This is a genomic window from Bacillus sp. ISL-46, assembly GCF_018613205.1.
This window is the reverse complement of sequence record NZ_JAGGQR010000041.1, coordinates 81,950-101,192: the sequence shown is the minus strand read 5'-3', so window position 1 is coordinate 101,192 and position 19,243 is coordinate 81,950. Positions and strand designations below refer to the sequence as shown.

Below are 19,243 nucleotides of genomic sequence, written 5' to 3'. Positions count from 1 at the left end.
AACCATGCCATTATAAAATAATTCATTGATAGCAGTTTGGTTATCTTAAGAAATAACATTATTTTTGACTGGGTACACTAAAAGAATATAAAAATATTTTTGTTTATTTGTCCACTAGATATGCACAACAATAAAAATTTATGATAAAGTATAGTATAGGAATCCTTTAATACCAGTGTTTAACAAAGGTGTGGATGTCCGCCTGAAACGGACGATTGTTTTTCCGTAAACGACAAAGCACGTTCAAATGAATAAAGGGGGAATTGAATATGTCCAGTACTATTTTGGAGCAATTTTTAAATGAAAATCTTGATAATTTAAAGGGAAAAGGTTTGTACAATGTCATCGATCCGCTCGAAAGCCCAAATGGACCAGTTATAACAATTAATGGCAGAGAACTAGTCAATCTATCTTCCAACAACTATTTAGGCTTAGCCACGGATGAACGTTTGAAAAAAGCCGCTACTGAGGCGATTGAACAATACGGAGTTGGGGCAGGGGCCGTTCGAACCATTAACGGAACACTTAAACTCCATGTTGAACTGGAAGAAAAATTAGCTGAATTCAAACATACAGAAGCAGCGATTGCTTACCAATCTGGATTTAATTGTAACATGGCGGCTATTTCAGCAGTAATGGATAAAAATGATGCGATACTTTCGGATGAATTAAACCATGCGTCGATAATCGACGGCTGCCGGCTTTCCAAAGCAAAAATTATCCGTGTGAACCACTCCGATATGGAAGATTTACGTGCAAAAGCAAAAGCAGCAAAAGAGTCAGGCCTTTACAATAAAATTATGGTGATTACAGACGGCGTGTTCTCGATGGACGGAGATATTGCTTTACTGCCTGAAATTGTCAAGATTGCTGAGGAATTTGATCTGATTACATATGTAGACGATGCTCATGGATCAGGTGTGCTTGGAGATGGGGCAGGGACCGTTAAGCATTTTGGTCTTTCTGATAAAATTGATTTTCAAATCGGTACATTATCTAAAGCAATTGGCGTAGTTGGCGGTTATGTCGCTGGTAAGAAAAATCTCATTGACTGGTTAAAAGTTCGCAGCCGTCCATTCCTATTTTCTACCTCATTAACTCCTTCCGATGTGGCAGCAAGTAAGAAGTCAATTGAAATCTTAATGGAGAGCACGGAACTGAACAAAAAGCTCTGGGAAAATGGAAATTATCTAAAAAAAGGCTTGAACGAGTTAGGTTTTAATATCGGCAACAGCGAAACTCCGATCACTCCTTGTATTATCGGGGACGAAGAACTTACTCAACAATTCAGTAAACGTTTGAATGATGAAGGGGTTTATGCCAAGGCGATTGTGTTCCCAACCGTTCCACAAGGGACTGGACGAGTGCGTAACATGCCAACAGCTGCACATACAAAAGAAATGCTCGATCAAGCGATTGCTATTTATGAAAAAGTCGGCAAGGAAATGGGCGTTATTTAGGTTTCACCCTAACTGATTAAGTAACGTAAAAATAAAGTAAATCACTATTTTTAGTAAGAGTGAAGAGGACGGAGAAACGACGATGAAGCGTATTTTAATCACAGGTGCTTTAGGGCAGATTGGATCAGAATTAACTTTAAAGCTAAGAGACATCTATGGTGCGGATAATGTCATTGCTACAGATATTAAAAAGAATGACAGCGAAGCCGCTCAAAGTGGTCCTTTTGAGACCGTCGATGTAACGAATTTAAACCAAATGGTGGAAGTGGCTAAAAAATACAACGTTGATACTGTTATGCATTTAGCCGCTCTTTTATCAGCTACAGCAGAAGCCAAGCCTGTGTTTGCCTGGAATTTAAATATGGGCGGGCTAATGAATGGTTTGGAAACTGCAAAAGAGTTAAAGGCACAATTTTTCACACCAAGTTCGATTGGTGCTTTTGGTCCATCCACACCTAAGGACAGCACCCCACAAGATACGATAATGCGTCCAACGACGATGTACGGTGTCAATAAAGTGGCAGGGGAATTATTGTCTGATTACTATTTCCAAAAGTTTGGTGTCGATACCCGCGGCTTGCGTTTTCCAGGGTTAATTTCCTATGTTGCACTTCCTGGCGGAGGGACCACGGATTATGCCGTTGAAATCTATTATGAAGCGATCAAGAATGGCCAATATACTTCATACATTGATAAAGGTACCTATATGGACATGATGTATATGCCCGATGCCCTAAATGCAATTGTTGACCTAATGGAGGCAGATTCATCAAAATTAATCCACCGTAATGCTTTCAACGTGACAGCGATGAGCTTTGATCCTGAAGAAATTGCGGCTTCTATCGCTAAGTATGTACCTGGATTTGAAATTTCTTATAATGTTGATCCAGATCGTCAAAAAATTGCGGAAAGTTGGCCAAATTCAATTGATGCTAGTGCGGCAAAAGAGGAATGGGGCTTTAAATACGCGTTTGATTTGGATAAAATGACCAAGGATATGGTAGAGAAGCTACGTCAGAAAAAATAATAATTATAATAATCCTGGACCAAAATGGTTCAGGGCTTTTTTTGCATAAAAGAAACAGCGAATCAACTAAGGCTTCGCTGTTATCTTGTTACATAGATATATTTGTCTTTTTTCTCGGTAACTCTACCAATAATCGCAGCATATGCTAGACCATTAGAATGTAGCTTGTCGACATATTGAGCCGCTTCCTGTTCACTAAGTGAAACAAACAGACCCCCAGATGTAATCGCATCACATAGGACCAGCTGCTCCTCCTGAAGAATATCCTCATAAACAACATCATCAGCTATCCATTTATGATTCGACTTAGAACCACCAGGCACCACACCATTTTTCGCTAATTCAAGAGCACCTTCTAAAACAGGGACTTGTGAGAGTGAGAATTCAAAACTAACATTACTACCACGTGCCATTTCACTGCCATGTCCAAGTAATCCGAATCCAGTTACATCAGTTACAGCGTGAGGATGAAATTCTGTTAAAACTTCAGCTGCCACCTTATTTAGCGTAGCCATTGTCTCTGTCACAATCTGTTCCTGCAGAGGAGTTACGACACTTCTTTTTATACCGGTTGTGATAATACCCACACCAATCGGCTTAGTTAACACGAGAACATCACCAGGCTTGGCGCCGACATTTTTCCAAACTTTATCGGGATGGACTATTCCTGTAACGGAAAGTCCAAATTTAGGTTCCTGATCATCAATTGAATGGCCGCCAACGGTAATCGCACCGGCTTCTTTTACTTTATCTGCCGCACCACGAAGAATATCAGCTAGCATTTCGGCACCCAACTTTTTAATCGGAAAGCCGACAATATTCATAACTGTTTTAGGTTCACCGCCCATGGCATAAACATCGCTTAATGCATTTGCAGCCGTGATCTGACCAAACATATATGGATCGTCGACGATTGGGGTAAAGTAGTCAACTGTCTGTATCAAAGCGATGGAGTCGGTTATTTGGTAAACTCCAGCATCATCAGAAGTATCAAGTCCCACTAATAATTCAGGAACAGGTTCTTGTTTCGGTAATTGACGCAACACTTGCGCCAGGTCCTCAGGACCAATTTTACAGCCTCAACCCGCTTTTGTTGACAAAGAAGTTAGGCGAATTTTATCTTGTTCACTCAACATGTCCACCTCCATTTATATAGTATAACTCTTTCAAAAAAAAACCGCACGAATAGACAAAAAAATTGCTGAAGGAAAAGGAATAGGTTAAAATATTAACACTATCCTGATGTAGGAAACACTTTTTTGGAGGGTATTTTTATGAAGAACTATCATGTTATTGTTGAATTTTGCATGCAATGAAATTACGCACCAAAAGCCGCGAGTTTCGCGGAAGAGCTATTTAATCATTTTTTTAGAGATATTCAAAAGTTAGAACTGATTCCTAGTTCAGGCGGTGCTTTCGAAGTGACCGTGAATGGGGAGAAGATCTATTCGAAGCTCGAAACAGGTGTTTTCCCTGATACCGATGAAATGATAGAGATCATTTCTAATAAATAAAAAATAACCCTCAAATCCGTTTGGAAATGAGGGTTATTTTTTTAAAGATAAAATTATTATGTCAACTGCAGCATAAAAAATGATGCCACAAGTTTATCTTAAGGCAGGAATGAATCTATTTTTTCCTACTCCTCTATCTATTTTTGAAATAATTACCTCTAGAATTCCATTTGTAAATGTAGCAAATACGTTTTGATTAATGACTAGAAACGGAAAATTAATGGAACGGACTCTTTTTTGTTTATTCATGTAAGGGGGGTATTTGGATGCAGAAATCATTAATTTATTTCCTTCTATATAAACCTTTATTTCCGAAGCCTCGAATTCGCTTAAAATGGCCTCAACAATCCATTCCTTTTCTGTTTCATAAAGATCGATTGGAAATTGTGTTTCATCATAATAGGAAGTTAGTGGATCTAGAAAATAGTTTTCCAGCCATTTCTCCACTAAGTCAAAATCAAAGGTTTGATTTTTAAGTTGTTTCTTTTTTGACATATCTAATCCCCCTTGCTCGTTTCATTTTATTCAATGTGACTTAAAACGTGAAACTGATGTGATATAATTGGGAAAGTTAAAGCGCCCGTTTGTGAATTCCACTCATTAATACAGGCCTGGACTAGTCAAATGTCAGAGAAAAAGAACATGTGATAAAGGAGTTTTTATGTTGAAAGAATGGCTACGCTCATTACCACCGGTCCATGAACTTCAAAATCATGAGAGGTTTTTAACTCTCCTTCTAGAAAGTCAGCTTGATCATGCGCATCTGACCAAACAGCTTAAAGAGGTCATTGACAATATTAGGGATGCAATCCTAAATGATAATTGGCCAGGTGGTAGGCCAGGGACCAACCATTTTATTGAAGACCTATTTTTTATTCTCGAAACAAAAATACAGAAACAGTATTCTTATACCTTAGAAAAGGTCATAAATGCGACAGGAACTATTTTACATACAAACCTAGGAAGGGCTAGATTAAGCGAAAATGCAATAAACCATGTGATTGACACTGCAAGGAACTATTCAAATCTTGAATATAAGCTAACGGAAGGTGAAAGAGGTTCAAGACATAGTCATGTTGAAGCATTAATTAAAGATATCACCGGTGCAGAGGCTGCTATGGTGGTTAATAATAATGCTTCTGCTGTCTATCTGGTTTTAAGAGCTCTAGCTGCTAACAAAGAAGTCATTGTTTCAAGGGGACAGCTTGTTGAAATCGGTGGCTCTTTTCGAATCTCATCTATAATGGAAGAAAGTGGGGCAAAACTTGTAGAAGTTGGCACCACTAATAAAACACATCTTTATGATTACGAAAAAGCTGTCAGTTCAGAAACTGCGATCGTCATGAAGGTACATACTAGCAACTTTAAGGTCATCGGATTTACCAAATCTGTTGATACCGAAGATCTTGTTGGGCTTACGAAACGATTAGATAGTGTCATTTTTTATGAAGATCTCGGAAGTGGTGCTCTATATGACTTTAGAAAGCACGGAATTGGTGAAGAACCGGTAGTAAAAGAGGTCATTGAATTAGGGGCAGATGTTGTAACCTTTAGTGGTGACAAGCTTCTTGGCGGTCCACAGGCCGGTATAATTGCTGGAAAAAAAGAAATCATTGATTGCTTAAAAAAACACCAGTTGGCACGCGTTGTCCGTGTTGATAAGATGACGTTGGCTGCGCTTGAGGGGACATTAATCGATTATGCTCGTGGAGAAAATGGCTTAGTAAATATTCCAACCGTTCGTGATTTATTAGTTTCCTCTGAAGAATTAGACGTACGATCGCAGTCGTTTATTACAAATTTATTACAAAATACTGGAAAATATGTTACAAAAATTACAGAAGGAAGAAGCCAAGTGGGTGGGGGTACGATGCCGGATGTTGAGCTTCCAACCATGGTCGTGTCCTTAAAACATTGTGAATTGACGGCAGAACAGCTGGGAAGAAAGCTTCGATCCGAAGTGAAACCAGCAATTGTTGGAAGGATTCAAAAAGATGAATTTATCATTGATTTACGAACAGTGACTCCAGAAGAAGAAGAGGACCTGCTTCGGGCATTAATTAAAGTATAGACAAGCTTAGTAATCGACTGATGCCCCAGCACTTTAACAAAGTGCTGGGCATTTTTTGACTTGCGCCTATCTTATAAGTTTCTACATATCGTGATGTGTATTATGTTTGGCTCTAGTATGGTTGCGATTCTTGACTTTGTGAGAACCGCTTAATGGTTCAGGCTGCCCCGATTGTTTTGGTGCATTTTTTCGCATGTCTTTGCCATCGTTTTTGTTCATATTTCATCCCTCCTATATGTTAGGATGCAGTGATAAAGTCCTTTTATACCGTATATTTTTTGTTGTTCTGTGCAATTTAACGGTAAACAAAATGAAGGAGTGAATAAAGAAAGATGGATAAATTCCCATACAATAAAGATAAACAACAAGCGTTTCAAGCAGCACAGCAGGGGTATGAGAATGCACAAGGACTATTCGAGACAATTGTAAGTGATAGTGCAAGTTATGGTCATCAACTAAAGCATCTAAAAGACGAAGTCAATGAAGCCTACCAACAAATTGAAAATGCACTAGAAGTGGCATCGGAACATCAACGATCGCAGCTAGAGCGTTTCCAGCAGGATCTGCAAAGCATGGTGACAGAAGTAAACCAGACAGAATAAGAAAAGCAGGCGGAGGAGCCCGCCTGCTTTTTGTTATTATTGATTTTTCTTTCGTTTTTTGTTATTCATTCTTTCTTTTGCAGTTAATTCTGGTTCGCTCGCCATTTCCTCATTAAAACCTGCACCTTTACCTTGCCCCTTGGCTGCATTCATCCCTGGAATTACATGATTAGACTTTCGTTTCACCATTCTAATCACCTCCTACACTTTTACTATTTCCTCCATAGCAAAAAACATGACATTGAAAAAGTTTTTTGAGATAATAAATAATGAAAAAGGCGGTTTTCCCATGTCTTAAATCACATTAGCACAAATAGTGTTTTTTGAATTTTCAGAACAAAATACATAAAAAACATAAGTGAAACTTATCAATCGCAATAACTTTCTTGTTATTTACTTATGTAATCGCTTGTATTAAGATAAGAATTGTGAGAAAAGTTAAGCAGGATGGGAAAATTCAAACTTTTCAACTTTTCGTTAATTTTCGATTTATTAATGACGAATTAGGGGGTTTTTTACATGGTAAAAAATGATGTATTTAACGCACGCACTTCCTTTGAAGTGAATGGTAAACGTTACAACTATTACCGCTTAAGTGCACTGGAAGAGGCAGGAATTGGAAAAATTTCTAAATTGCCTTACTCTGTAAAAGTACTACTTGAATCTGTATTACGCCAATTAGATGGCCGAGCAATTTCAAAAGAGCATGTTGAAAACTTAGCAAAATGGGGCACAAATGAGCTAAAAGAAGTGGACGTACCATTTAAGCCTGCTCGTGTTATCCTTCAAGACTTTACAGGTGTTCCAGCAGTTGTTGACCTTGCTTCTTTAAGAAAAGCAATGGCAGACCTTGGCGGAGATCCTGACAAAATCAACCCTGAAAAAACGGTTGATCTTGTAATCGACCACTCCGTACAGGTTGATGCATATGGAGCAGCTGATTCCTTAAAAATTAACATGGATTATGAATTCGAACGTAATGCTGAGCGCTACCAATTCTTAAGTTGGGCGCAAAAATCATTTAATAACTATCGCGCCGTTCCACCTGCAACAGGTATCGTACACCAAGTAAACCTTGAATACTTGGCTGATGTTGTCCACGTTGCAGAAACAGATGGTGAATTAGAAGCTTATCCAGATACTTTGGTTGGTACGGACTCCCATACAACAATGATCAATGGTCTAGGTGTTCTTGGATGGGGCGTTGGCGGTATTGAAGCTGAAGCAGGAATGCTAGGTCAGCCTTCATACTTCCCTGTACCAGAAGTAGTAGGTGTTAAATTAACAGGTGAGCTTCCAAACGGTGCTACAGCAACTGACCTTGCTTTAAAAGTAACTCAAGTTCTTCGCAGCCATGGGGTTGTAGGGAAATTCGTTGAGTTCTTCGGACCAGGAGTATCAGTACTGCCACTTGCAGACCGTGCAACAATTGCAAACATGGCTCCTGAATACGGTGCTACTTGCGGATTCTTCCCAATTGATGATGAATCACTTGCATACATGCGCTTAACAGGCCGTGAAGAAGAGCATATCAATGTAGTAGAACAATACTGTAAAGCAAACGGTTTGTTCTTTGATCCAGCGATCGAGCCAGTTTATACAGATGTAGTTGAAATCGATCTTTCTGTCATTGAAGCAAATCTATCTGGTCCAAAGCGTCCTCAAGATTTGATTCCACTTTCTAAAATGAAAGAGGAATTTGTGAAAGCTGTTTCTGCTCCACAAGGAAACCAAGGCTTCGGCTTACAAGCAGATGAGCTTGACAAGTCTGCAACTGTTAATTTCCTAAACGGTGACGAAACTACTATTAAAACTGGTGCCGTCGCAATTGCTTCAATCACAAGCTGTACCAATACATCTAACCCATACGTTCTAGTGGGTGCTGGACTTGTTGCGAAGAAAGCAGTTGAATTAGGAATGGAAGTTCCTAAATTCGTAAAAACTTCCTTAGCACCAGGATCTAAAGTTGTAACTGGATATCTTCGTGATTCGGGGTTACTTCCTTACCTAGAGCAAATCGGCTTCAACCTCGTTGGTTACGGATGTACAACATGTATCGGTAACTCCGGCCCATTAAAGGAAGAAATCGAAAAAACAATCGCTGAAAACGATCTTTTAGTTACATCTGTTCTTTCCGGTAACCGAAACTTCGAAGGACGTATTCACCCGCTTGTTAAAGCAAACTACCTTGCTTCACCACCATTAGTTGTTGCTTACGCTCTTGCTGGTACTGTAAATATTGATTTTGCAAACGAAGCAATCGGTAAAGATAAAGATGGAAATGATGTATTCTTCAAGGATATCTGGCCATCAACTGCTGAAGTTAATGATGTTGTTAAACGTACAGTAACTCCTGAACTATTCCGCCGGGAATATGCAAACGTGTTCGGTGACAACGAGCGTTGGAATGATATCAAAACAAGCAATGAGCCTTTATATACTTTTGATGAGGATTCTACTTACATCGCAAATCCGCCGTTCTTTGAAGGCTTATCACCAGAACCAGGTATCGTCGAGCCATTAGCAGGACTACGTGTTGTTGGTAAATTTGGTGATTCAGTTACAACTGACCACATTTCACCTGCAGGAGCAATTGGTAAAAATACTCCAGCTGGTAAATATCTGCTAGAAAAAGGCGTTGCAATCCGCGACTTTAACTCTTACGGATCCCGTCGTGGTAACCACGAAGTAATGATGCGTGGAACGTTCGCAAACATTCGTATTCGTAACCAAATCGCACCAGGAACAGAAGGTGGGGTAACTACTTACTGGCCAACTGGCGAAGTGACATCTATTTACGATGCTTGCATGAAGTACAAAGAAAACGGTACTGGATTAATCGTTCTTGCTGGTAAAGATTACGGAATGGGTTCTTCACGTGACTGGGCTGCTAAAGGTACAAACCTTTTAGGTATTAAAACAGTTCTTGCTGAAAGCTTTGAACGTATTCACCGTTCAAACCTTGTGTTAATGGGTGTGCTTCCACTTCAATTTAAAGATGGCGAAAGCGCTGAAACACTTGGCCTGACAGGTAAAGAAACCATTGATGTTCAAGTAGACGAAAATGTAAGACCACGTGACCTTCTAAAAGTAACTGCAACGGACGAAGCTGGTAACAAGAAAGAATTTGAAGTTCTTGTTCGTTTTGACTCTGAAGTTGAAATTGATTACTACCGCCACGGCGGAATTCTTCCAATGGTTCTACGTGAAAAATTACAAGCTTAATATTGAAAAACACCATGCCAGCTGGTATGGTGTTTTTTCGGAAGAAATGATTGACAAATCTAATGATCCTCCAATAAAATAATACTAACAAACGAAAAGGAATGGTAAAGAGGCATGAAGTTATAATCTTATTTTTCAGACATGATTCGAATAACGAAAAATGTTGAACCTGAAGAATAGGATTCGTCTGTCCTTTTTTATGTCCTGATCGTATATGCCAATAAAACCTTTAAAAGGTTTATTTGTTGATTCATATTAACGGCAAATTGTGATCATTTCTAAGACATAAACTCTCTTCAGGTTCAATTGAAGGGAGTTTTTTTATGCATTCAAATCAAAAAACAGTCATTAAAGTAATCGGCTTAGAAAAAAGTTTTCATTTAAGAAAGGTATTCGAAAATATCCAATTTGATATAAAGAACGGGGAAAGGATTGGCCTTGTCGGATACAATGGTACAGGAAAGACAACACTAGCCAATATCCTTTTTGGAAAAATAACACCCGATAAAGGGATCATCGAAAAATCAAGCGAGTTAACAATAGGCTATCTATCGCAGTCGATTGATTATGAGATAAGTGATTTTCATCAGTCATTATCAGGAAGCACAACGAAAGAATTATTCCAGCATGCTAGTGAGTTAGGTCTTCAAAAGGTCTATGACTGGGAGGAAGACCGATTAAATCATTTAAGCGGAGGGGAAAAATTAAAACTGGCACTCTCGACGGTTTGGGCATCAAAACCTGACTTCTTAATTTTGGATGAACCGACAAATCACTTGGATTTTCATGGGATTGAATGGCTGGTAACCGAACTAGAAAAATTTCAAGGACCTGTCTTAATTATCTCTCATGACCGTCATTTTTTAGATGAAACAGTGCATCGTATTTTCGAAATTGAACATGGCAAACTCCACTTTTACAATGGTAACTATAGTGACTATCGTGTTGAAAAACAACATCGGGCGGAGAATCAGCGACATCAATATAGCGCCCAGCAACGGCAAATAGAAATGGTTGAATCACAAATGGAACAATTAAAGTCATGGTCTGAAAAAGCCCATCGTGATTCAACCAAAAAGGGATCAGGACCCAGTAAAAGACAAAATGGTATTAAGGAATACCATCGGGCTAAGGCTAAAAAAACAGACAATCAAGTGAAATCAAAAATGAAACGTCTGCAAAATGAGCTTGGAAAAAATAAAATTGATAAGCCGTTAGATGAAGTCCAAGTAAGGTTCCAGTTTGACACTCAAGGGAAGAGAGGCAAACGGATTGTCGAGGCCAAACGTCTAAATAAATCGTACGAGGATCGAACACTCTTTCATAGCTCTAACTTCTACATTAATCATGGAGAGCGAATGGGACTCTTAGGGGAAAATGGCTGCGGGAAAACGACATTAATTAAGATGATCCTAGATCAAGAGACGTATACAGATGGTAATCTATGGAAGAGTGACTCGATAAACGTTGCTTATTTAAGTCAGGATGTTGATGATTTACCAGACGATAAATCGGTGATGGAGGCTTTAGGTTTCACAGATAGGGAAGATGTGTTAAAAGCACGGACCTTACTCGCCAATTTGGGCTTACAAGACGCGTTCGTTACTAAACCAATTAGGACTTTGAGTTTGGGCGAACGAACAAGAGTAAAGCTAGTCGATATGTTAATGAAAGAATACGATGTTCTTATCCTAGACGAACCGACGAATCATTTGGATTTGCCGAGCAGGGAGCAGCTGGAAAAGACATTAGCAGAGTTTAAAGGGACGATAATAACGGTTTCCCATGATTATTATTTCTTAAATAAATTATGCGACCGGCTGCTAGTATTTGAAAACCAGCAAATTAAACGGGTAGAAATGACACCAGAGGAATATTTTAATAAAAAAGTAAAGAAAGAGGATAATCAAGAAGAAGTATTATTAATCATTGAAAACAAGATCGCGGTGATTTTGGGAGAATTATCATTAATCGATCAAAAAGATCCTAAATATCTTGTATTAGACCAAGAATTTAAAGAACTTCTTAAGCAAAAACGGGATTTAAGCAATTAACAACGGAAGAGAGCAGGAATATCTGCTCTCTTTTGTTGTTTTTCCTTGATAATTGATGGTTTATTTGTGAAAAAATCGGATTTATTTGCGGAAATAGCCTGTTTATTTGCGAGAAACTGACTTTTATTTGCGGGTATGGTGTTTTTATTTGCGAATCCACAAGCTGATTATTTTTCATCTAATAGGGTAAGCAGTTCTTTCTCTTTTTCCGCTCGCATCCCCGATTTCCACTCATATTCCGTCAAATGGCGAGTTTTCTCCCACTCATAAATATCAGCGATACTTTCCTCAAGCTTTCTATAAGAAAGTCCACTCTGAATCGCTTTATCAACGTTGATGGAGAAAGCACCTTTCCAAGGCTCTTTAGTCTCAGGTGATAAAGGATAATTCTCTGGTACCCAGAGAGGCATCTCTGTCCAAGGGGCCACTTTTTGATCCAAAAGGAATTTCTCATCTGCCCAAACCACTTCTGGATTTGAATCAGTCACTTTGATACATGCGTCGATAAACTCTTTCATCGTTAGAGAATAATCAGGCCCTGTTGCATTAAAGGTTCCTGTGGAATCCTGCTCTTCCATATCGAGGATCCAATTCGAAAGGTCTTTATTGTCAATAACCTGCACACGTCGATGAGGGCTCCCGGGCACCATAACCTTGCCGCCTTTTGCGATTCTGTTAATCCAATAGGGAACACGGTCGGTATAATCATTCGGCCCAATTAACTGACCCGCCCGTACGTTTAACACTCGTCCAGGCAAATTTTTTTCAGCAATCTGCTCACATAACGCTTTAAAATGTCCATAATATTCATAAACCGGCTCGTCTGAATCCATTGAAAGTTTATTAGCTTCCTCAAATGACATTTCTAAAACAGAGTAGCTTTCATCTAAATTTTCTGGAACCCAGTCTTGGTAAACGGATATACTCGAGATGAATGTATAATGTTTTACGCGATCCTTCAATAAATTGGTTGTATTTTGGACCGTATATGGAATAAATCCGCTTGTATCCAAAACAGCATCCCAGTGACGGTTTTGAAGCGCTTTCAAATTACCAAACCGATTCCCAGTAAGGATTTCAACGTCTTTTATTCCTGGATTTTGAATTCCGCGATTAAAAATCGTCACTTCATGATTTCGCCTCAAAGCCTCTTCCACAAATGTCCTCCCTAAAAAGCGACTTCCACCTAAAACAAGAATCTTCAAAAGAATCCCCCTCCAGTCTTGTTTTTATTTTAACAAATTTTCGCGCAATTTAGTTAATATTTAAGAATTCCATTTTACAAAAATGAAAGTATTGCATATGTCATGGATATTGTTAAAATTACATAGGTAGAAGTTGAAATTTAATATAATAGATGTTATTTAAGCAGAAGGGATGTTTCTCCATGGAAAACACATACTTACAATCCGTTTCTTATGAAAACGGAGTCCTTAAAATACTTGATCAAACCAAAATTCCAAATATAACAGAATTTCTTGAAACGACTAAAATTGAAGACGCCTGGGATGCAATAAAACAATTAAAAGTCCGCGGTGCCCCAGCGATTGGAATCGCGGCAGCATATGGTTTAGTGCTTGGTATAAAAGATGCATCTGAAAATTCCTTTGAAGATTTTTATGCTCATTTTAAAAAGCAATCCGATTATTTGGCCACTTCACGACCTACCGCAGTTAACCTATTTTGGGCACTAAAACGAATGAATGACAGAGCCTTAAAAGAAAAAGAATTACCGATCCATCAAATCAAAGAAGCACTAGAAAATGAAGCACATACTATTCGCAATGAAGATGAAGAAGTTTGCCGTACGATCGGGGAGAATGCATTAAACCTTTTAAAGGATGGGATGGGAGTTCTCACACACTGCAATGCGGGCGGCATCGCAACAGCAAGATATGGAACAGCCCTTTCTCCGCTTTATTTAGCAAAAGAAAAAGGCTGGGATATAAAGGTGTTTGCAGATGAAACAAGACCGCTTTTACAAGGTGCTCGTTTGACAGCTTGGGAGCTTATGCAAGCTGGCATTGATGTCACCCTAATCACAGACAATATGGCAGCAATGGTCATGCAAAAAGGCTGGGTTGACGCTGTTATCGTCGGTTGTGATCGCGTAGCGGCAAATGGTGATGTCGCCAACAAGATTGGTACATACGGTGTGGCATTATTAGCGAAGGCCCATAATATTCCGTTTTACGTAGCGGCACCGATCTCTACCATTGATTTAGAAACTAAGACAGGTGCTGATATCCCAATCGAGGAGAGAGATGCCTCCGAAATAACTGAAGGATTTGGAAAAAGGACAGCCCCTGAAGGTGTGAAAGTATTTAACCCCGCATTTGATGTCACTCCTAATGACTTGGTTACAGCAATAATAACCGAAAAGGGTATAATAAAAGGAAATTATCAGGAAGAGCTTCACAGACATTTTATATCCTAAAGAAAAGAAAGCAGTTAACCTAATCGTTAAAATAGTCACGAAAAATATTTTAGCTGAATTGAAAAAACATCTATAAAAACATGTAATCTTTGTGAATTGTCACAGTTTCGGCATATCCAAGTTTTGTTTCACCTAAGTTTATAGTGTAAAATCGAAGTAGCAGAGTATGAAGTAAAGGAGGATTCGGGGATGATTAAAAAAGTAATTGCTGCCGTAATATTAGTTACATTACTTACTGTAGCGATTGTTCAGGCAATGGATAAAAAAACAGAAACTCCCGAAACTACAAGTCAAACAACAGCTAGTAAAGAAGGACTCGCTATTGGAGCAAAGGCACCTGATTTTGAACTTAAAACATTAACAGGTGAGACAGTGAAACTCTCCAATTTAAAAGGAAAAAAAGTTATGCTTAACTTTTGGGCAACTTGGTGTCCGCCTTGTAAAGCAGAAATGCCAGCTATGGAGCAATTTTCCAAGCAAATGGAAAAGGATATCGTAATTTTAGCGGTTAACATTGATCCACAATTAGATGTCCAAGGATTTGTTGATGAAAATAAAATTACTTTTCCAATCCCTCTTGATGCCGATGATAAAGTAAATGAAAATTATCAAGTACTTTCCATTCCAACTACATATTTTATTGATAGTAAAGGGATTATCCAGAATAAATATGTCGGTGGAATGAAACTTGAAGATATGAAAGATTTTACAAATAAACTAAAATAAACAAAAGACGTTGGATTACTCCAGCGTTTTTTTCTTTTATAATAAATATTTAAAAAACGATATAATTTTCAAAAAGTTGTAATAATTGCAACCGTTTCCGGGCATAATAACTGTTACAATAGGAAATAAGGACGGTGATATACCAATGAGAAAACCTAGAAAACGCTCGTTTGCAGAGCTTGTATCTGAAAATAAATCACAACTTTTAAAAGATCGTGCTGCAATTGAAAAAATCGAACAGCGCTTGGAAGAAAAACGTCTCGGTAAAGCAGAATAACTAAAAAAGATTACCAATTATGTTTTCCAACCTTATGGAGAAAATGAAAGTAAGGAGGGATCATGACATGGGTAATCCGAAAAAAGATAGCAAACATTTTGTACCTAGCCATACTGGCACACAACCCCGAGGGTTTAATGGGAATAAGGGGAAGAAAATGAATGATACATCAGGGCAGCATGCCCAAGTAATTCAAACAAAAGGTGAATAGGTATAGATTATAAGACTCAATAGGCGAAAGCCTCTGGGTCTTTTTTGTTACCAAAAAAATTTCCTTGTTTATTTTTCGTACTCAGTAACAAACTATATCTGTACCAATTACACCATAGGAGGAATTATGATGGCCTATAATAACAAACCGAATCCAGATGATCGCAGCGATAACGTTGAAAAGCTTCAAGCCATGATTCAAAATACGGAAAATAATATCGAAGCAGCTGAAGAATCTTTAGCATTAACAGACAGTGAGACACAACGTCAGGAAATTGAAGCAAAGAATGAACGCCGACGTGAAAGCATCGACTCCTTCCGTTCAGAAATTAAGGATGAGGCACATAATCAAGAAAGCTAAAAAAGTGGGAGACCTGTTCATTATGGACAGGTCTTTTTGTTTAGGTATGGAGCGACTGTTATGGTAAGATAGAAAGGAAATTTTAAAGAAGAAGTGATAACCTTGAGACAACTAGTAAATCAACTTACAATACATGATAAATTAAAGCAATGGGAAATTGAATTGAACGAAAACGGGTCCATTTCAAATGAAAGTGCATTAATTTCCGCTCTTACGTACGAATCCAATCCCGTTATCCTATCAAAGTTATTAACACTTGCCGCTTTGTCACGGATTGGTCGAAATAAAAAGGATAAAATGGCAGCGGTATGGCTTGAAAGAGCGCTTAAACTATACCCTGAAAATCAAGCCGCAAAAGAATATATGATTCAATCTGATTGGAAAAAGATGGAGGGGTTACTTTCGCAGCTTACCTTTCCTGCAATGAGAGAAACAGATAATCGAACAGCCAAAAAGAAAACAGCGGAACAATACATAGAAGTGTGTCAAAACTTTTTAACGGATGCCGATGAGATTCACCAGGTTTTAGAATTGAAAAGAGAGCTTTCCTCAACATTAGAAAATAAGGATTTATTCCAAAAACATCAGCTTCTTTCCGAGTTGTTGTCTTCTGCTATAGACGAAACAGGAAACTTATTAAAGGCAGCTGAGGAGTACGATCAATCGATTACAGGTGTTTTCCATACTTCCACCTATTATGATGACTTGAAATTGCACTTATCTAATTTAGAGGAAATTAAAGCTACCTGGCAAAGGGAATTTATTGAAGAAGAAACTGAGAGTCTTCCTGATCGAATCAACGCCTTGGATCAACTGAATGAAATGATTGGGATGGAGTTTGTTAAAAATCGGGTCAATGATTTCTACCGGTTTCTGAAGTACCAAAAACAGCGGAAGGAGCTCGGTTTTCAAATTAAGGATGAACTGAGCTTGAACATGATCTTAACCGGAAATCCGGGTACGGGAAAAACAACACTTGCCCGCTTACTTGCGAAAATTTATCATGAGTTAGGTGTCTTGCCTCGTGAGGAAGTAATTGAGACGGATCGTTCGCAGCTTGTTGGTTCATTTGTCGGCCAAACAGAAGAAAACGTCCGAACGGTTGTCGAGCGCTCTATTGGCGGGGTGTTATTTATTGATGAGGCCTATAGTCTAAAACGTGAGGGGCAAACAGGCAACGATTATGGTCAAGCGGCGATTGATACACTGGTTTCGCTTATGACAGGAAATGAATATGGCGGGAAATTCGCGGTCATTATGGCAGGCTATCCTGAGGAAATGCGTTCATTTCTAGATGCTAATCCGGGTTTACGAAGCCGTTTTCCTCAGTCCAATCTCATTCATTTGCCAAATTATTCGAATGAAGAGTTAATAAGCATTGCAGAACATGTGGCATCAGATAATGATTACTTCCTTAGCGAAGAAGCAAAAATCGAAATCAATCATCGTCTCGATCGTGAACGGGTTGATGATTCCTTTGGAAATGCAAGAACAGTCCGCAATATTGTCTTAGATGCGATTTTTAAAAAGGGCTCTGACAAGGAAGTAAATGATGATAACATCTTAGATTATATGTTACTGAATAAAGAGGACTTTCTTTTAGACAAAGAGGAAAGTGTAGAGTCTCCTTATGAAAAATTGGACCGTCTAATCGGTTTAGAAGCCTTAAAGGTGGAGATGAGATCACTTATCTCATTTGTAAAAATGCAGCAGTACCGGATGAAAAAAGGGTTGCCGCCCGTACCTATTCAGCTTCATGCTGTTTTCACAGGAAACCCTGGTACAGGGAAAACAACCGTAGCTAAGATTTATGCGGAGCTTTTAAAGGAATGTGGCATTTTAAAACGAGGTCATCTTATCGTAGCAAGCAGGGCAGATTTTGTAGCCGGATATGTGGGTCAAACGGCAGGGAAAACAAAGAAAAAAATTAGGGAAGCGCTCGGTGGTGTCTTATTTATTGACGAAGCCTATTCCCTTTTCAGTTCGACAACAGGTGATTTTGGTAAAGAGGTCATAGATACACTTGTTGATGAAATGACCAAGCATAATGAAAACCTAGTCGTTGTCTTGGCAGGTTACCCACATGAAATGGACTTGCTCCTAGAAAGCAATCCTGGTCTTCGCTCCCGCTTTAAAAAGTTCTTTTTATTTCCTGATTATTCACCAGAGGAACTGCTTGAAATCATGGCGGTCTATGCTAATAGTTTTCAATACCACCTAACAGGGGAAGCAAAAGTGCTGTTACAACAAAAGATGGATGAAGAATCCTTCAAAGGGAATGGCCGTTTTGCAACAAACATGGTGGATGAAATGATTCAAGCACAGGCCTCAAGATTAATGGATGTTGCAGAAGATGAAGATCTTTTTGAAAAGTCCCTGCTGCTTGAAGTAGCAGATGTAATAAAGGCAATCAATAAAATGTAAAATATGATCACGAAAGGGTCGTGACCCGTGGAAAATTTATTTATTTCGACTAGAGAAATTCAGCTCTATTATGCTGATTCAGATATGATGGGTGTTATTTACCATGCTAATTATCTAAAGTTTTTTGAACTTGGCAGAACAGGATTAATTGAAGATATTGGATACAATTATCTTGCCATGGAGGAGTCAGGCTATTTTGCTCCTGTTTATGACGTTCAAGTGACCTACAAAAAGCCGTTACGCTATGGTGATAAAGGGTTTGTAAAAACATGGGTAGAATTAAATAATGGCATCAAAACTGTTTATGGATATACGATTGTAAATGGCGATGATGAAATATGTGCAGAAGGAAAAACAACCCATATTATTGTTAAAAAAGATAATTTTAGACCGACTTCATTCAAAAAGGCATTTCCTGAATGGTATTTAAAATATGAGGAAATTAAGAAAAAGGACTAAAATTCTTACTTTTATCGGCGAATTAATTTATACATTGAGGTGTCTTGATTGGCCTTTGGAATTAAAAAACAGCAAATAAGCGAATGGAAAAGAAAAATTGACAACGGAGAAATTGCGTTTTTAACCCATTATTGGCTTGATGATCGCTTTCCAGGTTCAAATACAGTCACTAAGGTGGGCTGCAATGACCTTGTAAAATTAGCAGTTTGGGGCCAAAAACATGGGTTAAGGAAAGAATGGATCCATCATCGGAAGGATGGTTATTCTCATTTTGATTTAATAGGTGAGCGACAAAGAGAAATTTTACAAAAAGAAGGTTTGTTTGAACATATATGGCAAAAAGAAATCCGTCCACTTGAAGAGTAACCACTCTAAGAGTGCGGATTTCTTTTTAGA

At 38.5% G+C, this 19,243-nt stretch carries 20 protein-coding genes; 15 read left to right on the top strand and 5 right to left on the bottom strand.

From position 1 onward, the window contains the following. Positions 1-269: 269 nt before the first annotated feature. A complete protein-coding gene (locus J7E67_RS19825) occupies positions 270-1,460 on the top strand; it encodes a glycine C-acetyltransferase (RefSeq protein WP_214714924.1) in 1,191 nt (396 codons plus the stop codon). Positions 1,461-1,542: 82 nt separating this feature from the next. Further along, a complete protein-coding gene (locus tag J7E67_RS19820) occupies positions 1,543-2,487 on the top strand; it encodes an L-threonine 3-dehydrogenase (RefSeq protein ID WP_214714923.1) in 945 nt (314 codons plus the stop codon). Positions 2,488-2,567: 80 nt separating this feature from the next. On the opposite strand, the gene selD is transcribed toward J7E67_RS19820, so the two are convergent. Continuing rightward, positions 2,568-3,623 (bottom strand): selenide, water dikinase SelD, encoded by a 1,056-nt coding sequence (selD, locus tag J7E67_RS19815; RefSeq protein ID WP_373408496.1) that lies wholly within the window; start codon positions 3,621-3,623, stop codon positions 2,568-2,570. Between the two features lie 138 nt (positions 3,624-3,761). On the opposite strand from selD, the gene J7E67_RS32335 reads away from it, so the two are divergent. Beyond that, entirely contained in the window at positions 3,762-4,001 is a 240-nt protein-coding gene (locus tag J7E67_RS32335; protein ID WP_374102969.1) for an Rdx family protein, read from the top strand. Between the two features lie 93 nt (positions 4,002-4,094). On the opposite strand, the gene J7E67_RS19805 is transcribed toward J7E67_RS32335, so the two are convergent. Then, positions 4,095-4,496 carry an Hsp20/alpha crystallin family protein gene (locus J7E67_RS19805; RefSeq protein WP_214714922.1) on the bottom strand — a complete coding sequence of 134 codons (402 nt, stop codon included), beginning with the start codon at positions 4,494-4,496 and terminating at the stop codon, positions 4,095-4,097. 169 nt (positions 4,497-4,665) lie between these two features. Between J7E67_RS19805 and selA the strand changes: the two genes are divergently transcribed. Then, positions 4,666-6,072 (top strand): L-seryl-tRNA(Sec) selenium transferase, encoded by a 1,407-nt coding sequence (gene selA / locus J7E67_RS19800; protein ID WP_214714921.1) that lies wholly within the window; start codon positions 4,666-4,668, stop codon positions 6,070-6,072. A gap of 81 nt (positions 6,073-6,153) precedes the next feature. Here the strand turns inward: selA and J7E67_RS19795 are convergent, their stop codons facing one another. Next, on the bottom strand, positions 6,154-6,291 hold the full coding sequence (locus J7E67_RS19795; RefSeq protein WP_088087701.1) for a small acid-soluble spore protein P: 138 nt from the start codon (positions 6,289-6,291) through the stop codon (positions 6,154-6,156). Positions 6,292-6,404: 113 nt separating this feature from the next. On the opposite strand from J7E67_RS19795, the gene J7E67_RS19790 reads away from it, so the two are divergent. Then, the gene (locus J7E67_RS19790) at positions 6,405-6,674 is read left to right on the top strand and encodes a hypothetical protein (RefSeq protein ID WP_088087700.1); all 270 of its coding nucleotides are present in this window, start codon (positions 6,405-6,407) and stop codon (positions 6,672-6,674) included. 36 nt (positions 6,675-6,710) lie between these two features. On the opposite strand, the gene sspO is transcribed toward J7E67_RS19790, so the two are convergent. Next, complete coding sequence (gene sspO / locus J7E67_RS19785) at positions 6,711-6,863, bottom strand: small acid-soluble spore protein O (protein WP_026567316.1); 153 nt, start codon at positions 6,861-6,863, stop codon at positions 6,711-6,713. A 330-nt stretch (positions 6,864-7,193) separates the two neighbouring features. Here sspO and acnA point away from each other — a divergent pair, with 330 nt between their 5' ends. Together acnA and abc-f are read left to right on the top strand one after the other, a co-directional pair. Further along, on the top strand, positions 7,194-9,899 hold the full coding sequence (acnA, locus tag J7E67_RS19780; protein WP_214714920.1) for an aconitate hydratase AcnA: 2,706 nt from the start codon (positions 7,194-7,196) through the stop codon (positions 9,897-9,899). Between the two features lie 323 nt (positions 9,900-10,222). Continuing rightward, positions 10,223-11,953: a ribosomal protection-like ABC-F family protein gene (gene abc-f / locus J7E67_RS19775; protein ID WP_214714919.1), complete on the top strand. Its 1,731-nt coding sequence runs from the start codon at positions 10,223-10,225 to the stop codon at positions 11,951-11,953. Positions 11,954-12,120: 167 nt separating this feature from the next. Here the strand turns inward: abc-f and J7E67_RS19770 are convergent, their stop codons facing one another. Next, a complete protein-coding gene (locus tag J7E67_RS19770) occupies positions 12,121-13,158 on the bottom strand; it encodes an NAD-dependent epimerase/dehydratase family protein (protein ID WP_214714918.1) in 1,038 nt (345 codons plus the stop codon). A gap of 182 nt (positions 13,159-13,340) precedes the next feature. On the opposite strand from J7E67_RS19770, the gene mtnA reads away from it, so the two are divergent. The 8 genes from mtnA to J7E67_RS19730 all read left to right on the top strand — a co-directional run bounded on the left by mtnA (position 13,341) and on the right by J7E67_RS19730 (position 19,213). Further along, on the top strand, positions 13,341-14,390 hold the full coding sequence (gene mtnA, locus J7E67_RS19765; RefSeq protein ID WP_214714916.1) for an S-methyl-5-thioribose-1-phosphate isomerase: 1,050 nt from the start codon (positions 13,341-13,343) through the stop codon (positions 14,388-14,390). A gap of 189 nt (positions 14,391-14,579) precedes the next feature. After that, a complete protein-coding gene (locus tag J7E67_RS19760) occupies positions 14,580-15,116 on the top strand; it encodes a redoxin domain-containing protein (RefSeq protein WP_214714914.1) in 537 nt (178 codons plus the stop codon). Positions 15,117-15,261: 145 nt separating this feature from the next. Further along, positions 15,262-15,393, top strand: a complete 132-nt coding sequence (locus J7E67_RS19755) for an FbpB family small basic protein (protein ID WP_088087694.1) — start codon at positions 15,262-15,264, stop codon at positions 15,391-15,393. Positions 15,394-15,460: 67 nt separating this feature from the next. Then, positions 15,461-15,604: an acid-soluble spore protein N gene (locus J7E67_RS19750; RefSeq protein WP_098260605.1), complete on the top strand. Its 144-nt coding sequence runs from the start codon at positions 15,461-15,463 to the stop codon at positions 15,602-15,604. Positions 15,605-15,730: 126 nt separating this feature from the next. Beyond that, positions 15,731-15,964, top strand: a complete 234-nt coding sequence (tlp, locus tag J7E67_RS19745; RefSeq protein ID WP_373408494.1) for a small acid-soluble spore protein Tlp — start codon at positions 15,731-15,733, stop codon at positions 15,962-15,964. A 102-nt stretch (positions 15,965-16,066) separates the two neighbouring features. Continuing rightward, positions 16,067-18,388, top strand: a complete 2,322-nt coding sequence (locus J7E67_RS19740; protein ID WP_251026873.1) for an AAA family ATPase — start codon at positions 16,067-16,069, stop codon at positions 18,386-18,388. A gap of 27 nt (positions 18,389-18,415) precedes the next feature. Then, complete coding sequence (locus J7E67_RS19735; protein WP_214714909.1) at positions 18,416-18,847, top strand: acyl-CoA thioesterase; 432 nt, start codon at positions 18,416-18,418, stop codon at positions 18,845-18,847. A 48-nt stretch (positions 18,848-18,895) separates the two neighbouring features. After that, on the top strand, positions 18,896-19,213 hold the full coding sequence (locus J7E67_RS19730) for a hypothetical protein (RefSeq protein WP_214714907.1): 318 nt from the start codon (positions 18,896-18,898) through the stop codon (positions 19,211-19,213). Positions 19,214-19,243: the final 30 nt, after the last annotated feature.

Coding starts and splice junctions, on each gene's coding strand:
- J7E67_RS19825 (WP_214714924.1), top strand. CDS start 270: ATGTCCAGTACTATTTTGGAGCAATTTTTAAATGAAAATCTTGATAAT.
- J7E67_RS19820 (WP_214714923.1), top strand. CDS start 1,543: ATGAAGCGTATTTTAATCACAGGTGCTTTAGGGCAGATTGGATCAGAA.
- J7E67_RS19805 (WP_214714922.1), bottom strand. CDS start 4,496: ATGTCAAAAAAGAAACAACTTAAAAATCAAACCTTTGATTTTGACTTA.
- J7E67_RS19795 (WP_088087701.1), bottom strand. CDS start 6,291: ATGAACAAAAACGATGGCAAAGACATGCGAAAAAATGCACCAAAACAA.
- J7E67_RS19790 (WP_088087700.1), top strand. CDS start 6,405: ATGGATAAATTCCCATACAATAAAGATAAACAACAAGCGTTTCAAGCA.
- sspO (WP_026567316.1), bottom strand. CDS start 6,863: ATGGTGAAACGAAAGTCTAATCATGTAATTCCAGGGATGAATGCAGCC.
- acnA (WP_214714920.1), top strand. CDS start 7,194: ATGGTAAAAAATGATGTATTTAACGCACGCACTTCCTTTGAAGTGAAT.
- abc-f (WP_214714919.1), top strand. CDS start 10,223: ATGCATTCAAATCAAAAAACAGTCATTAAAGTAATCGGCTTAGAAAAA.
- mtnA (WP_214714916.1), top strand. CDS start 13,341: ATGGAAAACACATACTTACAATCCGTTTCTTATGAAAACGGAGTCCTT.
- J7E67_RS19760 (WP_214714914.1), top strand. CDS start 14,580: ATGATTAAAAAAGTAATTGCTGCCGTAATATTAGTTACATTACTTACT.
- J7E67_RS19755 (WP_088087694.1), top strand. CDS start 15,262: ATGAGAAAACCTAGAAAACGCTCGTTTGCAGAGCTTGTATCTGAAAAT.
- J7E67_RS19750 (WP_098260605.1), top strand. CDS start 15,461: ATGGGTAATCCGAAAAAAGATAGCAAACATTTTGTACCTAGCCATACT.
- tlp (WP_373408494.1), top strand. CDS start 15,731: ATGATGGCCTATAATAACAAACCGAATCCAGATGATCGCAGCGATAAC.